General features: G+C 69.3%; 17 protein-coding genes and 1 tRNA gene. 15 read left to right on the top strand and 3 right to left on the bottom strand.

Annotated features, from left to right (window positions below; genetic code table 11):
* Positions 1–8 precede the first annotated feature (8 nt).
* Positions 9–1,610 (bottom strand): helicase HerA-like domain-containing protein, encoded by a 1,602-nt coding sequence (locus tag M2283_RS12285; protein WP_280876162.1) that lies wholly within the window; start codon positions 1,608–1,610, stop codon positions 9–11.
* A 104-nt stretch (positions 1,611–1,714) separates the two neighbouring features.
* On the opposite strand from M2283_RS12285, the gene M2283_RS12280 reads away from it, so the two are divergent.
* Both M2283_RS12280 and M2283_RS12275 read left to right on the top strand, forming a co-directional pair.
* A complete protein-coding gene (locus M2283_RS12280; protein WP_003999914.1) occupies positions 1,715–2,011 on the top strand; it encodes a type II toxin-antitoxin system VapB family antitoxin in 297 nt (98 codons plus the stop codon).
* A 112-nt stretch (positions 2,012–2,123) separates the two neighbouring features.
* Positions 2,124–2,780, top strand: coding sequence for a LytR C-terminal domain-containing protein (locus tag M2283_RS12275; RefSeq protein WP_280876161.1), 657 nt, complete (start codon positions 2,124–2,126; stop codon positions 2,778–2,780).
* A gap of 126 nt (positions 2,781–2,906) precedes the next feature.
* Here M2283_RS12275 and upp read toward each other — a convergent pair whose 3' ends face one another.
* Complete coding sequence (upp, locus tag M2283_RS12270; protein ID WP_280876160.1) at positions 2,907–3,542, bottom strand: uracil phosphoribosyltransferase; 636 nt, start codon at positions 3,540–3,542, stop codon at positions 2,907–2,909.
* 96 nt (positions 3,543–3,638) lie between these two features.
* Here upp and M2283_RS12265 point away from each other — a divergent pair, with 96 nt between their 5' ends.
* From M2283_RS12265 to M2283_RS12225, 9 genes are all read left to right on the top strand, one after another.
* Entirely contained in the window at positions 3,639–3,857 is a 219-nt protein-coding gene (locus M2283_RS12265; RefSeq protein ID WP_432423058.1) for a hypothetical protein, read from the top strand.
* Positions 3,858–4,159: 302 nt separating this feature from the next.
* Complete coding sequence (locus M2283_RS12260) at positions 4,160–4,693, top strand: hypothetical protein (protein ID WP_280876275.1); 534 nt, start codon at positions 4,160–4,162, stop codon at positions 4,691–4,693.
* A gap of 56 nt (positions 4,694–4,749) precedes the next feature.
* Positions 4,750–5,175, top strand: a complete 426-nt coding sequence (gene tadA, locus M2283_RS12255) for a tRNA adenosine(34) deaminase TadA (protein WP_280876159.1) — start codon at positions 4,750–4,752, stop codon at positions 5,173–5,175.
* Between the two features lie 64 nt (positions 5,176–5,239).
* Positions 5,240–5,324: transfer RNA gene (locus M2283_RS12250), tRNA-Ser, on the top strand.
* Positions 5,325–5,501: 177 nt separating this feature from the next.
* Positions 5,502–5,678, top strand: coding sequence for a hypothetical protein (locus tag M2283_RS12245; RefSeq protein ID WP_280876158.1), 177 nt, complete (start codon positions 5,502–5,504; stop codon positions 5,676–5,678).
* Between the two features lie 24 nt (positions 5,679–5,702).
* On the top strand, positions 5,703–5,996 hold the full coding sequence (locus M2283_RS12240; RefSeq protein ID WP_280876157.1) for a Dabb family protein: 294 nt from the start codon (positions 5,703–5,705) through the stop codon (positions 5,994–5,996).
* Between the two features lie 170 nt (positions 5,997–6,166).
* On the top strand, positions 6,167–7,000 hold the full coding sequence (locus M2283_RS12235) for an RNA polymerase sigma factor SigF (protein WP_280876156.1): 834 nt from the start codon (positions 6,167–6,169) through the stop codon (positions 6,998–7,000).
* A 304-nt stretch (positions 7,001–7,304) separates the two neighbouring features.
* Positions 7,305–8,198, top strand: coding sequence for an RNA polymerase sigma factor SigF (locus tag M2283_RS12230; protein ID WP_123999089.1), 894 nt, complete (start codon positions 7,305–7,307; stop codon positions 8,196–8,198).
* Between the two features lie 82 nt (positions 8,199–8,280).
* A complete protein-coding gene (locus M2283_RS12225; protein ID WP_280876155.1) occupies positions 8,281–8,991 on the top strand; it encodes a hypothetical protein in 711 nt (236 codons plus the stop codon).
* A gap of 26 nt (positions 8,992–9,017) precedes the next feature.
* On the opposite strand, the gene M2283_RS12220 is transcribed toward M2283_RS12225, so the two are convergent.
* Positions 9,018–9,215, bottom strand: a complete 198-nt coding sequence (locus tag M2283_RS12220) for a hypothetical protein (RefSeq protein WP_280876154.1) — start codon at positions 9,213–9,215, stop codon at positions 9,018–9,020.
* 194 nt (positions 9,216–9,409) lie between these two features.
* On the opposite strand from M2283_RS12220, the gene M2283_RS12215 reads away from it, so the two are divergent.
* From M2283_RS12215 to M2283_RS12200, 4 genes are all read left to right on the top strand, one after another.
* Positions 9,410–9,907, top strand: coding sequence for a MarR family winged helix-turn-helix transcriptional regulator (locus M2283_RS12215; RefSeq protein ID WP_280876153.1), 498 nt, complete (start codon positions 9,410–9,412; stop codon positions 9,905–9,907).
* A gap of 13 nt (positions 9,908–9,920) precedes the next feature.
* Positions 9,921–12,458 (top strand): MFS transporter, encoded by a 2,538-nt coding sequence (locus M2283_RS12210; protein WP_280876152.1) that lies wholly within the window; start codon positions 9,921–9,923, stop codon positions 12,456–12,458.
* A gap of 111 nt (positions 12,459–12,569) precedes the next feature.
* Positions 12,570–13,394 carry a YceI family protein gene (locus tag M2283_RS12205; RefSeq protein WP_280876151.1) on the top strand — a complete coding sequence of 275 codons (825 nt, stop codon included), beginning with the start codon at positions 12,570–12,572 and terminating at the stop codon, positions 13,392–13,394.
* 15 nt (positions 13,395–13,409) lie between these two features.
* Positions 13,410–13,883 carry a PPOX class F420-dependent oxidoreductase gene (locus M2283_RS12200; protein ID WP_280876150.1) on the top strand — a complete coding sequence of 158 codons (474 nt, stop codon included), beginning with the start codon at positions 13,410–13,412 and terminating at the stop codon, positions 13,881–13,883.
* Positions 13,884–13,943: the final 60 nt, after the last annotated feature.

Genomic DNA, 13,943 nt, shown 5'->3' with positions numbered 1-13,943 from the left:
GCGGGGGCCTACCGCCTCCGCCGGGCCGTCCCGAAGATCGAGCGCGTGATCTCGCGGCCGATCTGCGTGCCGACGGAACGGGCCAGCGACTTGAACATCCCGCTGCCGACGACCTGTTCGACCATGGATGCCTGTTCCTTGGGCTTGGCGGCCCGGCCCTTGGGCGCCGGGGCCGCGGGTGCGGGAGTGGGCGTCTCCCCGGACTTCGCCGGCGCGGCCGTCAGCTTCTCGTACGCCGACTCCCTGTCCACAGCCTGTGCGTAACGTCCGTACAACTGCGATGCCTTGACCGCTTGATCCAGGGCAGTCGCCTCGATCGGGCCCATCAGGGACTCCGGTGCGCGCAGCCGGGTCGCGGCGACCGGGGTCGGGGCGCCCTTCTCGCTCAGCACGGTGACGACGGCCTCGCCGGTGCCGAGCCCGGTGAGCAGCTCCTCAAGGTCGTACGCCGGGTTCGGGAAGGTCTTCACGGTGGCCTTCAGCGCCTTCTGGTCGTCCGGGGTGAAGGCCCTGAGCGCGTGCTGGACGCGGTTGCCGAGCTGCGCGAGGACGTCGGACGGTACGTCCTTCGGGGTCTGCGTGACGAAGAAGACGCCGACCCCTTTCGAGCGAATGAGGCGGACGGTCTGCGTGATCGAGTCCAGGAAGGCCTTCGAGGCGTCGTTGAAGAGCAGGTGCGCCTCGTCGAAGAAGAACACCAGCTTCGGCTTGTCGGCGTCGCCGACCTCGCGCAGGTCGTGGAAGAGGTCGGCCAGCAGCCACATCAGGAAGGTGGAGAAGAGCTGCGGCTTGTCCTGGACGGCGGGCAGTTCGAGGACCGAGACCATGCCCCGGCCGTCAGCCGCCGTACGCAGGAACTCGTTCGTGTCGAATTCCGGCTCCCCGAAGAAGTCGGACATCCCCTGCGCCTCGAAGGCGGTGAGGGAGCGCAGGATCACGCCGGCCGTGGCGGTCGACAGTCCGCCGATGTTCTTCAGCTCCGCCCTGCCCTCGTCCGAGGTCAGGAAGGCGACGACCGCGCGCAGGTCCTTGAGGTCGAGCAGCTCCAGGCCTTTGGTGTCGGCGTAGTGGAAGATCAGGCCGAGCGACTGCTCCTGGGTCTGGTTGAGCTGCAGCACCTTGGAGAGCAGGACCGGGCCGAAGCTGGTGATCGTGGCCCGCAGCGGGATGCCGCGGCCGAGGCCGCCGAGCGCGTAGAACTCGGCCGGGAAGCCGGTCGGCGTCCACTCCTGATGGACCTCGCCGGCCCGCCCCCGCACCTTGTCGTTCGCCTCCCCCGGCGCCGCCATACCGGACAGGTCGCCCTTCACGTCGGCGAGGAACACCGGCACACCCTGCGCCGACAGCTGCTCGGCGACCAGCTGGAGCGTCTTGGTCTTGCCGGTGCCGGTGGCACCCGCGACCAGGCCGTGGCGGTTGAGCATGGGCAGCGGGATCCGGATCTGCGCGTCCGGCAGGCACTGCCCCTCCCACATGAGGGCGCCCAGGTCGAGCGCCGGTCCGGTGAAGGCGTACCCGGCGGCGATCTCCAGGGCGCCCCGCGGAAGTGCGGGAGCGCTCCCTACTGACTCGCCGGTCGTGGCCGCGGGCACCGTCTCGCTGTCGCTCATGTCGGACCCCTGTTCCGGTTTGCCCCGTTTCGGCACGTCTTTTCCAGCCTCGCACTCCGTCGCCATGGCTGCGCCCGGAACGTCTCGACCGGTAGGCTTTCCGTGTGATCTTCAAGCGCATCGGAAACGGCCGTCCGTACCCCGACCACGGCCGGGAGAGCACCCGGCAGTGGGCGGACGTCGCGCCGCGCCCGGTCCGCCTCGACCAGCTGGTGACGACCAAGGGGCAGCTCGACCTGGAGACCCTCCTCGCCGAGGACTCGACGTTCTACGGCGACCTCTTCGCGCATGTCGTGAAGTGGCAGGGCGACCTGTACCTGGAGGACGGACTGCACCGCGCGGTACGGGCGGCACTCCAGCAGCGTCAGGTGTTGCACGCGCGCGTCCTCGAACTGGACTGACTCGCGCTTTTCAGAAGCCTGTCGGTAAAGGCTTGGCCCTTTCGGGTTCACCTGCGTGGCGTCTGATGATCATCTAGTAGGCATCGCCGCTCAGGCGCACTACGCTGCGCTCATGAGCATGCTGACTCCCCCAGGCATGGGCGGCAAGTACCGGATCACGGGGGACAAATACCCGCGCATGCGACAGCGCCGGCGGCGCGGCAGGCTCGCGGTCACTGTCGTGGCGTCCGCCGCCGCGCTCGGTCTGCTGGGCTGGGGCACGTTGCAGCTCATCGATGTCTTCACCGGGGGCGGGGACAAGGCCTCGGCGGCCGGGTCTCGGGCCGAGTGCGGGGGCAAGGCGAGTCCGTCTCCGGGGGTGAGCGGGGCGACCACGTCGGTCTCGGTGCCGAAGCCCGGGCAGATCACCGTCAACGTCTACAACGCCACGGCTCGTGGTGGGCTGGCGAAGGACACCGCGGATGCGTTGAAGAAGCGCGGGTTCAAGATCGGGGACGTGGGCAACGCCAGCAAGGAGTTCGACAAGAAGGTCAAGGGGACCGGGATACTGCTGGGGCCCTCGGCCGCGTTGAAGACGTCGTTGCCTGTGCTCGGTACGCAGCTTTCCACGGCGGAGCGGCGGGCGGTCGCGTCCCGCAAGGGCACCGACCTCGATCTGATCGTCGGTAACGGCTTCAAGGCCCTCACGGCGAAGGCGGACGCCGACAAGGCGTTGGCCGCGTTGGCCAAGCCCTCGTCGACGGCCGCCTCCAAGAAGAAGAGCTGCTGAGGATCGCCTGTTCGCCGTAGGGGTGCCTGTTGTGGGGCGGCTGCGGGCCCGTCGTGGCTGGTCGCGCCCCGCGGCGGAGCGGCACATCGATACGGCCCCGCGCCCCTGGCGGCGTTGCAGGACCCTCTATTCAGCCGCGCCGTACAGGCGGTCGCCCGCGTCTCCCAAGCCCGGCACGATGTAGCCGTGCTCGTTGAGGTGGTCGTCGATGGCTGCCGTCACGACCGTTACCGGGGTGCCCGCCAGGTCGCGTTCCATGATCTCCACGCCCTCCGGAGCGGCCAGCAGCACCACCGCGGTCACGTCGTCCGCGCCGCGCTTGATCAACTCGCGGATCGCGGCCACCAGGGTGCCGCCAGTGGCGAGCATCGGGTCGAGGACGTACACCTGGCGGCCCGAGAGGTCCTCCGGCATGCGGGTGGCGTACGTGGAGGCCTGGAGGGTCTCCTCGTCGCGGACCATGCCCATGAAGCCCACCTCGGCGGTGGGGAGCAGGCGCATCATGCCGTCGAGCATGCCCAGGCCGGCGCGGAGGATCGGCACCACCAGGGGGCGGGGGTAGGAGAGCTTGACGCCCGTGGTGGAGGCGACCGGCGTCGTGATGTCGACCTGTTCGGTGCGCACGTCGCGGGTGGCCTCGTAGGCGAGCAGGGTGACCAGCTCGTCGGCGAGGCGGCGGAAGGTCGCGGAGTCGGTGCGCTGGTCGCGCAGCGTGGTGAGCTTGTGGGCGACCAGGGGGTGGTCGACGACGTGGAGACGCATGTCCACAACAGTAGCCGCCGCTCCGTACCTGCTCGCGCTGGCATCAAACCGCCCGTCCGGGGGAAAGTGGGAGGGACGGACTGGGGTGGTGAGCCGATGACTGACCTGCCGAATCGGGAAACCGATCAGAATCCGTCCCCTCCGGGGTCGCACCCTCAGGGGTCGCAGGAGAGCGACGTGGAGCGCCGACGGCGCCGCGCCCGGTTTCTGCGCGAACTGACCGAGGCCCGCGAACTGCGCGACCGTGTTCAGCCCCGGCGCGCGAAGACGGCCCGGCTGCGACACGCGATGCGGATGCGCACGTTCCGCTGGTAGGTGGCCCGAGGCGGAAGATCAAGCGCAGTACGGGTGTTGACCAGGTGACGGTGCGTGGACACCTGGAAAAGCCGCGTACGATCCGCTGTTGGCGGCAACGAGTGTCCTGGTGAGTGCTTACCGGCACGTACGCGTGCGTGCGATCAAAACTGCCGGACACAGGGAGCCGAAGACGTCCCCTGAACGCCTTGTTTCTGCCACGATTCCGAGTGGGCGGGGCTCGGAGCACAGCTCTCCCCACCCGAAGACCTCCGCCGGGGGGACCCCCAACCGGCACGCCTATGACCAGTGGGAGAGTCACGGTGTACTTCGCCGCACTGCTCGCGCGCACCGAAGACGGGTGGGAAGCGAGCGATACAGAGCTCGACGATGTGGAGACGCTGTCGGATCTTGCCGATCTGGCGCGGGAATCCTCCGGTGAGGAGGACGAGACGGTTCTCGTCTTCATCGAGCAGGAGGACTCGTGGTTCGGCATCGTCCGCGTGGACGGTGAGGAAGACCCGCGCGTCTACGTCTCCGACGCCGCCGCCGCCAGCCGCAGTTCGTACGGGGAGCTGCTGCTCACCGACGAACTGCTCGGGAGGGATCCCGGCGACGACGGCCCCGACCTGGACGCCCTCGACCTCGACGGCACCGAGGACGGTGAGGACGAGGACGACGACGGCGACGAGGAGACCCCGTCCGCCGACGCGGTGCCGCAAGGTCCCGTGGGTGACCCCGAGATCCTCGACGACCTCGGGGTCACCCCCAAGCAGCTGCGCGCCCTGGACGAGGACGCGCTGAACTCGATCGCCGAGGCCCTGGGCGCCTCCGAGGTCCTGGAGACCGTCCGCTGACCTCGCCGACCGCAGCAGGCGCTCCCGACCCGGTACGGGACCGCTGGCGGGCCGCGATGCGGCTCGCCCTGGAAGAGGCCCGGAGGGCCGGTACGGACGTGCCCGTGGGCGCGGTCGTACTGGCCCCGGACGGTACGACGGTGCTCGCGGGCGGACACAACGAGCGGGAGGCCACCGGCGATCCGACCGCGCACGCGGAGGTCCTGGCGATCCGCCGGGCCGCGGCGCGGCTGGGCGAGTGGCGGCTGGCCGGCTGCACGCTGGTCGTCACCCTGGAGCCGTGCACGATGTGCGCGGGCGCGCTCGTCCAGTCCCGGGTGGACCGGGTCGTCTACGGCGCCCGCGACGAGAAGGCCGGCGCGGCCGGCTCGCTCTGGGACGTCGTGCGCGACCGTCGGCTCAACCACCGGCCCGAGGTGATCGAAGGCGTGCTCGCGGACGAGTGCGCACGGCTGTTGACCGACTTCTTCCGGGACCGCTGACCTCCCCGGGGGCCGCCGAATACCGATTTCAAAGCACGGCCCACCGTGCGGTAAGGTCTGTCTCGGTAGCGTGTCCGAGCGGCCGAAGGAGCTCGCCTCGAAAGCGAGTGTGGCGCAAGTCACCGAGGGTTCAAATCCCTCCGCTACCGCTTGAGAAGGGCCCCGTCGAGAGACGGGGCCCTTCCTGCGTCCGGGGCGTCCGCCGGGTCGCCGCCCTCGAAAGCCTTCGACCTGCGAGCCGTTGGTCATACAAGAGGCTCTGACGGTTACACTCACCGCCGGCAACAGGGGCCCCCCGGGGCACTTCAGGCACAGGGGAGGCCGCGGTGGCGGTGAATTCGAAGAAGATCGCCGTCTACGTGCTCGTGGTCTTCGCGCTGTACGTGATCATCACCGACCCCGCCAAGGCCGCGGACTACGTCCAGATAGGCTTCGAGGGCATATCGGACGCCGCCAAGTCCATCGGCGACTTCTTCACGTGGCTCGCCGACGGGGCGCACTGAGACAGGCCCTACCAAGGAGCGCGCATGATCCGCCACCTCGTCCTCTTCAAGCTCGCCGAGGGCGTCGACCGCGAAGACCCGCGGGTCGTGGAGGGCGTCGAGGCCTTCCGGTCGCTGGACGGGACGATCCCCGAGATCCGCTTCTGGGAACTGGGCTGGAACCTCAGCGACCGGCCCATCGCGTACGACTTCGCCATCAACTCCGGCTTCGACGACCCGGACGCCCTGCGCCGCTATGTGGAGCACCCGGAGCACCAGGCGGGGGTGGCTCTCTGGAAGGAGTTCGCCACCTGGGTGATCGCCGATTACGCGTACTGATCGGGACCTTTCTGGGCCCTCCGCCGGGAACGGCAGGGGGCCTTTTTGCGTCTTACGCCCCAAGTCGCCCTCAACACGGTGTTATGCGGTGCTTGCACACAGTGCACATGTCTTGTGATGCTATGACCGCTTTTGAAGGATGAGTTGACCGATGTAGGAACGATGAAGAGGTGGCGTTGACCGTGTCGGCCAGTACTGCGCCGCCCCAGGAAGAGGCGCCCGTCCACACCCCCGAGCGGCGCCGCGGCGCGGACACCCGGGCCCTCACCCAGGTGCTCTTCGCCGAGATCAAGGAGCTCAGGCCCGGTACGCCGGAGCACAACCGGGTGCGCGGGGCGCTGATCGAGGCCAACCTCCCGCTCGTGCGCTACGCCGCCGCTCGCTTCCGCTCCCGCAACGAGCCGATGGAGGACGTGATCCAGGTCGGCACCATCGGTCTGATCAACGCCATCGACCGCTTCGACCCGGACCGGGGCGTGCAGTTCCCGACCTTCGCGATGCCCACGGTCATCGGCGAGATCAAGCGCTACTTCCGCGACAACGTCCGCACGGTCCACGTCCCCCGCCGGCTGCACGAGCTGTGGGTGCAGGTCAACGGCGCGACCGAGGACCTGACGACCGCGTTCGGGCGTACCCCGACCACCGGCGAGATCGCCGAGCGGCTGCGCATCTCCGAGGACGAGGTGCTGTCCTGCATCGAGGCAGGCCGGTCGTACCACGCGACCTCGCTTGAGGCCGCCCAGGAGGGCGACGGACTGCCGGGCCTGCTCGACCGGCTGGGCTACGAGGACCCGGCGCTGGACGGCGTGGAGCACCGCGATCTGGTCCGCCATCTCCTCGTCCAACTCCCGGAACGCGAACAGCGAATCCTTCTGCTGCGCTACTACAGCAATCTCACCCAGTCGCAGATCAGTGCGGAACTCGGTGTGTCACAGATGCACGTATCGCGACTACTCGCGCGTAGCTTCCAGCGGCTGCGATCCGCCAATCGGGTCGAGGCATAAGAGGCGCACGGGCGCACACTCCGGAACACCGCAGTTCGCACGCGGGGTCGAGATGTCACCGTCAAGAGCGAATCGCTCACCAGGGCGCTTCCCGACGGTTCTGCGCCTATAGAGCGTCATAGCCCCTCTTTCCAGGGCCGATTCACCTCTCTCGTGTCGACATGTCACTACAGCGTGTTGCCGACATGTGACATTCTGCCGGAAGAGCGTTTGCCGTGGCTTCGGCTCCGGTATTCAGGTGAAGGCTGAACTCCTCATCAGGGGAACATCGGCCACGACCGTCCCGCGACCCAGAGGGGGTGGCATGTCCGCAGACCAGGGCAGCTCCAAGGTGCTCACGCTCACAAAGAGCGAGTCCGCGCCCGACGCCGTTCTCAACGACGTCACGGCCCTTGAGGCCGTACCGGCCCCGGCCCTCCCGACTACTTCGGGAGCCATCGACACCCGCACCCTGTCCCGCTCCCTTTTCCTGCGGCTCGCCGCACTGGACGAGAACAGCCCCGAACGTGGCTACGTCCGGGACACCCTGATCGAGCTCAACCTCCCGCTGGTGCGTTACGCCGCCGCGCGTTTCCGCTCCCGCAACGAGCCGATGGAGGACATCGTCCAGGTCGGCACCATCGGCCTGATCAAGGCGATCGACCGCTTCGACTGCGAACGGGGGGTGGAGTTCCCGACGTTCGCGATGCCGACGGTGGTCGGCGAGATCAAGCGGTTCTTCCGCGACACCTCGTGGTCGGTGCGCGTGCCGCGCCGGCTCCAGGAGCTGCGGCTGGCCCTCACCAAGGCCAGTGACGAGCTCTCCCAGAAGCTGGACCGCTCCCCGACCGTCCCCGAACTCGCCGCGGTCCTGGGCGTGTCCGAGGAGGACGTGGTCGACGGCCTCGCGGTCGGCAACGCGTACACGGCCTCCTCGCTGGACTCCCCGGCACCGGAGGACGACGGCGGCGAGGGCTCCCTGGCCGACCGGCTGGGCTACGAGGACACCGCGCTCGAGGGCGTGGAGTACCGCGAGTCCCTGAAGCCGCTGCTGGCCAAACTCCCGCCCCGCGAGCGGCAGATCATCATGCTCCGCTTCTTCGCCAACATGACCCAGTCGCAGATCGGCGAGGAGGTCGGCATCTCCCAGATGCACGTCTCCCGGCTGCTGACCCGGACCCTGGCGCAGCTGCGGGAAGGCCTGCTGATCTCAGACTGAGGATGCTCCGAGGATGCTCTGAGGGGTACCCAAGGGGCCCCTGAGGGTTCCTATTTGACGGAGTGTCAGCCACCATGGCGCGATGCTTCGGACGACACGGACACATGGCCGTCGAGGTGCCGTACTCGGTACGTCGGCGGCCGTCGTCTGTCTGGGTGCCGCGCTGGCCGCGTGCGGAGGTGGTGGGGGCGAGGGTTACGTCGCCACCGGCTCGGCGGGCGGTGCGCCGCAGGCGTCCGGTACGGCGACGACGCCCACCGGCGGGGTGACGCTGGTGCCGCTGGACGGGCCGCGGGAAGAGAGCAACACCCCTGCCGGGAGCGGGGCTTCTCCGGGTATCCCGGCGGCTTCGGCACCCGACGCGGACGGCGGCGCCCCGGGCGACGGCGCCAAGTCCGGTCGTACGACCGGGAATTCGCCCGCCCCGACGCGTACCCCCACGGCCGAGCCCCCGCCCGAGCCCACACCCAGCGGATCGCCTGACGGTCCCGCCGCGTTGAGCTGGAGCGAGCCGACCCGCAAGGCCACGGACGAGCGGTGGTGCGAGGACGTGACCGTCGCCTTTGCCAACTCCGGGGGCAGCGCGGTGCGTTCGGGCTCGGTGACCTTCGGGACGCATGTCATCGGCGCGCTCGGCATCGACTGGGCAACGCTTGAGTCGACCGTGGAGCTGCCGGTGCCGATCGCGGCGGGCGCGCGCAAGGAGAAGACCTGGACGGTGTGCGTCGACGCGTGGCGCGTGCCGCTGGGCATGCACATCGAGACGCGGGACGTCACCGTCCAGTGGAAGTAGCGGGCCGCGGGCCCGACTTGAGCGGGTTACATGAGGGCGAGCCAGGCCACCGCGGCCACGATCGCCACGGCGACGACGATGCCCACGATCAGGCCGATGCGCGGGCCGGCCGGTGCGACCGGTTCCGGCTGCCGGCCCTGCGGGCCCTCGTCGACGAACGCGCGGAACATCTGGGTGCTGCCGGCGGGGTCGTGGTTGCCCTGGGGGTTCTGGGGGTTAGCCATAGCCCGAGACCCTAGCGAATGCGCGGGGGAGACCCAAGTGCGGGGAGGTATGGGGCGACAGCCGACCCCACCTGCGCATTTACGTTCGCAATACTTGCCTTTGCCAAGTTTTTGTGCCACTCACAGACTTTTTGTTTGCCTGTAGCAACCAACAACTCCTATGGTTGCCCGAAGCAACAAGTGTGGGAGGTGTGATGGCCGAACGGGCGCAGTACGAGGAGCTGATCCGCCAGTTCAGCGCCTTCGGGGCCGTGAAACGGGAGCTGGGGCGAGTGCTGCCCGCCGAGTGCCCGGGCGGCAGCGTCGCCGCGCTCACGCTGCTCGGACGCCACGGCGACATGCGCATGAGCAGGCTCTCGGAGCTGCTGGCGGTGGACATGTCCGTCACCAGCCGGCATGCCGCGCACCTCGCGGAGCGGGGCTGGATCGACCGGTCCCCCGACCCGGCGGACAAGAGGTCCAGGATCCTGCACCTCACCGCGGCGGGGCAGGTCCAGCTGGAGGCGCTGTTCGAGCGCACCGCACAGCTGCTGGCCGACCGGCTCGGCGACTGGAGCGACGAAGAGGTCGCCCAGCTCAGCCGGCTCATGGCCCGGCTGCGCGCCAGCTTCGACGACTGCCGCGTCCTGCCGCCCCGGCTGCCACCACCGCACGCACTCGAACCGACCACCCGTACACCCGCAAGCACTTGAGATAAGGAAGTCCATGGCAACGACCACACCAGCCGGTGTGCGGGCTCATGCCAAGCACGGGGGAGGCTCCACCGAGTACGCCCCGATGACGCACCGGCAGATCATGGAGGCCATCTCCGGACTGCTGCTCGGCATGTTCGTGGCGATCCTGTCCTCCACGATCGTCACCAACGCCCTGCCGCACATCATCGGCGACCTCGGAGGCGGCCAGTCCGCCTACACCTGGGTCGTCACCGCGTCCCTGCTGGCGATGACCGCGACCACGCCTCTGTGGGGCAAGCTCGCGGACCTCTACAGCAAGAAGGCGCTCGTCCAGATAGCCCTGATCATCTACGTGCTGGGCTCGATGGCCGCCGGTCTCTCGCAGAACCCCGGCATGCTGATCGCCTGCCGTGTCTTCCAGGGCATCGGCGTCGGCGGTCTGTCCGCACTCGCCCAGATCGTGATGGCCGCGATGATCTCCCCGCGCGAGCGCGGGCGTTACTCCGGCTACCTCGGCGCCACCTTCGCCGTCGCCACCGTCGGCGGCCCGCTGCTCGGCGGTGTCATCACCGACACGAGCTGGCTGGGCTGGCGCTGGTGCTTCTACGTCGGTGTCCCCTTCGCCGTCATCGCCCTGATCGTGCTGCAGAAGACTCTGCACCTGCCGGTCGTGAAGCGGGACGTCAAGGTCGACTGGGCCGGCGCCACCTTCGTCGCCGCCGCCGTCTCCCTGCTGCTGGTCTGGGTCACCTTCGCCGGTGACAAGTACGACTGGATCTCCTGGCAGTCGTACGCGATGGTCGGCGGTTCGATCGCCCTCGGGCTGATCTTCGTGCTGATCGAGTCCAAGGCGCGCGAACCGATCATCCCGCTGCGGCTGTTCCGCAACCGGACCATCACGCTGGCCTCGCTCGCGTCGATGTTCGTCGGTGTCGCCATGTTCACCGGCACGGTCTTCTTCAGCCAGTACTTCCAGCTGGCCCGCGACAAGTCGCCGACGATGTCCGGGGTCATGACGATCCCGATGATCGGCGGACTGTTCATCTCCTCCACCGTCTCCGGGCAGTTCATCACCCGCACCGGGCGCTGGAAGGCGTGGCTGGTCAGCGGTGGCGTGCTGGTGACGGCCGGCCTCGGCCTGCTCGGCACCATCCGGTACGACACGGACTACTGGAAGATGGGCATCTTCATGGCCCTGCTGGGTCTCGGCATCGGCATGATGATGCAGAACCTGGTGCTGTGCACGCAGAACCAGGTCGACCCCAGCGACCTCGGCTCCGCCAGCTCGACGGTCACCTTCTTCCGCTCCCTCGGCGGCGCCGTCGGCGTCTCCGCCCTCGGCGCGGTGATGTCCCACCGGATCACGCACTACGTCACGGACGGCATCGCCTCCCTCGACCCCAAGTACCGGGCGGGGCTGGCCGGTTCGAACTCCTCCACCGACAGCATCCCGGACCTGGCCAAGCTGCCAGCGCCGGTGCGCACGCTGATGGAGAGCTCCTACGGCCACGGCATCGCCGACGTCTTCATGATCGCCGGCGCCCTGGCGGCCGTCGCGTTCCTGATCACCCTGTTCATCAAGGAGGTCCCGTTGCGGACCAAGGGCGCGCTGGCGCAGGCCGCCGCCGGGGAGCAGACCCCCGCGGCGGAGACCCCCGCCGCTGAGGCGGCCCCGGTCGCCGCCGACGCTCCGGCCGTTGAGAACGTGCCGAGTTGGGCCGTGTCGGACACCGAGCCCGCCATCGACGGCACGCAGCGGCTCTCCGCCGTGGCGACCATCGCGCGGCCCGAGGAGTCGGCCGGCTCCGGCGGGATCCCGGTACGCGGCTTCGTGCGCGGCAACGAGAGCGCGCCCGTCCCGCAGGCCGCCGTCACGCTGATCTCCCTGGCCGGACGCCAGTTGGGCCGGTCGGTCACCCAGGCCGACGGTTCCTACGCCGTGGAGGCGCCGAGCGTCGGGTCGTACGTCCTGATCGCCTCCGCCGACGGATTCCAGCCGCAGGCGTCCACCGTCGTCGTGAACGGTGAGCCGCTCGCGTACGACGTGCTGCTCAGCGGGACCAGCGGGCTGAACGGGCTGGTGCGGGCCGCCGAGACGGGGCTGGCCGTCAAGGACGCGATGGTCGTCGTGACCGATGTGCGCGGGGATCTGCTGGCCACCCAAACCACGGGTGAGCAGGGCGAGTTCGCCTTCGGCGAGCTGGTGCCGGGCTCGGTGACCGTCGCGGTGAACGCCGCCGGGTACCGGCCCCGTGCGCTGCCCGTCGAGGTCGGCGGCACCGGGGTCACCCGGATCGAGGTCGACCTGGACTCGGGCGCTCAACTCCAGGGCGTCGTACGGGCTCCGCACGGTCCGCTGGCCGACGCGCGGGTCACGCTCGTGGACGCGGCGGGCAACGTGGTCGGCACCGCCACCACCGGGTCGGACGGGGCGTACGCCTTCACCGACCTCAACGGCGGCGAGTACACCGTCATCGCGACGGGATACCCGCCGGTGGCCAGCGCGCTGACCGTGAACGGTCGCGGTGTCGGCGACCACGACATCGAACTCGCCCACCCCGGCGAGTAGTTCACATCCCGGCCCGCGGTGGGAGGCGCGCTCCGAGTGGGGCGCGTCCACCGCGGGCCGGTTTCGTTTCACGACCGGTAGGACCGGTCGCACTTGCAGGGAGAGAACGGGATGGGACTGACCGCGAAGATCCGTACGCGGGACGGATGGGCCGTGTCGCACGCGGTCGTCACGGTGACCGACATGACCGGCACCCAGGTGCTGCGCGCGGAGGCCGACGCCGAGGGGGCCGTACGGGACACCACCGAGCTGACGCCCGGCCCGTACACCGTCATCGTCACCGCCGTCGGGTACGCGCCCGCCGCCGCCACCGCGATCGTCACCGCGAGCGGCCGGGCCGAGGTCGGGAACGTGACCCTGGGCCGCCAGGGCGGCACCGAGCTGCCGCCGCCCGGGCCCTGGACCGTCGACCCCGCGCACTCCTCCGTCGCCGCGATCGCCCAGCACCTCGGTATCTCCAGCGTGCGCGGCCGTTTCACGGACTTCGCCGCGCGGATCGAGATCGCCCCCGACGAGGTGGCCAAGTCCCGTGTGGAGGCGGTGATTCGGGCCGCGTCCATCGATACGGGGAACGGTATGCGGGACGACCATCTGCGGTCGCCGGACTTCCTGGACGTCGAGAAGTACCCGGAGATCACCTACCGCTCCACCGGCATCACGGAGGCGGCCGGCACGGATCGGTGGACCGTCCATGGAGAGCTGACCCTGCACGGGGTTGTGCGGGACGTCGACCTGGACCTCGCCTATCTGGGTACGGGGGCCGATCCGTGGGGTGGGACTCGGGCCGCGTTCCGGGCGACGACCGAGTTGCGGCGGGAGGACTTCGCCATGAACTACAACCAGGTCCTTCAGGCGGGGATCGCGGCCATTGGTACGACGCTGCGGGTGGAGTTGGATGTGCAGGCCGTGCAGGGTGGGGCGTTGCCGCAGGCGTAGACATAGGCTGGCGGTATGGCACCGAACATCGCTAGCAACACCCGTGTATCCCTGGAAGAGCTGCTCGACTTCGTGCGGCCTCGGCATCATGCGCTGCTGTTGACCCGGCGGGCGGACGGGAGTCCGCAGGCCTCGCCGTTGACCTGTGGGGTCGATGACTCCGGGCGGATTGTGGTCTCCACGTATCCCGAGCGGGCGAAGACGCGGAACGCGCAGCGGGATTCGCGGGTGAGTGTCGTCGTGCTGAGCGACGACTGGAACGGGCCGTGGGTGCAGGTTGATGGCAGCGCGGAGGTCATCAACCCGCCCGAGTCCGTTGAGCCGCTCGTGGAGTACTACCGGAATATCGCCGGGGAGCATCCGGACTGGGATGAGTACCGGGCGGCGATGGTGAAGCAGGGGAAGTCGATCATTCGGGTTACGCCGGAGAAGTGGGGGCCGGTGGCGACCGGTGGGTTCCCTGCGCGGCTTGCTACACCGGACGCCTGAGAGCTCGGGGGGGGTGCGGTTGTCTTGCGGCTGCTAGCCCGTTGTGGCTGGTCGCGCCCA

The sequence above is a fragment of the Streptomyces pseudovenezuelae genome (assembly GCF_029892565.1).
In the GTDB taxonomy this organism is placed as follows: Bacteria; Actinomycetota; Actinomycetes; order Streptomycetales; family Streptomycetaceae; genus Streptomyces; species Streptomyces pseudovenezuelae_A.
Note: the sequence above shows the minus strand (reverse complement) of the source record. Positions and strands in the feature narration are given on the sequence as shown.

Excerpts from the sequence above, each read along its gene's own strand:
- M2283_RS12230 (WP_123999089.1), top strand. The coding sequence starts at position 7,305 with ATGTCCGCAGACCAGGGCAGCTCCAAGGTGCTCACGCTCACAAAGAGC.
- upp (WP_280876160.1), bottom strand. The coding sequence starts at position 3,542 with ATGCGTCTCCACGTCGTCGACCACCCCCTGGTCGCCCACAAGCTCACC.
- M2283_RS12275 (WP_280876161.1), top strand. The coding sequence starts at position 2,124 with ATGAGCATGCTGACTCCCCCAGGCATGGGCGGCAAGTACCGGATCACG.
- M2283_RS12220 (WP_280876154.1), bottom strand. The coding sequence starts at position 9,215 with ATGGCTAACCCCCAGAACCCCCAGGGCAACCACGACCCCGCCGGCAGC.
- M2283_RS12210 (WP_280876152.1), top strand. The coding sequence starts at position 9,921 with ATGGCAACGACCACACCAGCCGGTGTGCGGGCTCATGCCAAGCACGGG.
- M2283_RS12200 (WP_280876150.1), top strand. The coding sequence starts at position 13,410 with ATGGCACCGAACATCGCTAGCAACACCCGTGTATCCCTGGAAGAGCTG.
- M2283_RS12240 (WP_280876157.1), top strand. The coding sequence starts at position 5,703 with ATGATCCGCCACCTCGTCCTCTTCAAGCTCGCCGAGGGCGTCGACCGC.
- M2283_RS12215 (WP_280876153.1), top strand. The coding sequence starts at position 9,410 with ATGGCCGAACGGGCGCAGTACGAGGAGCTGATCCGCCAGTTCAGCGCC.
- M2283_RS12205 (WP_280876151.1), top strand. The coding sequence starts at position 12,570 with ATGGGACTGACCGCGAAGATCCGTACGCGGGACGGATGGGCCGTGTCG.
- M2283_RS12285 (WP_280876162.1), bottom strand. The coding sequence starts at position 1,610 with ATGAGCGACAGCGAGACGGTGCCCGCGGCCACGACCGGCGAGTCAGTA.
- tadA (WP_280876159.1), top strand. The coding sequence starts at position 4,750 with ATGCGGCTCGCCCTGGAAGAGGCCCGGAGGGCCGGTACGGACGTGCCC.
- M2283_RS12225 (WP_280876155.1), top strand. The coding sequence starts at position 8,281 with ATGCTTCGGACGACACGGACACATGGCCGTCGAGGTGCCGTACTCGGT.
- M2283_RS12265 (WP_432423058.1), top strand. The coding sequence starts at position 3,639 with ATGACTGACCTGCCGAATCGGGAAACCGATCAGAATCCGTCCCCTCCG.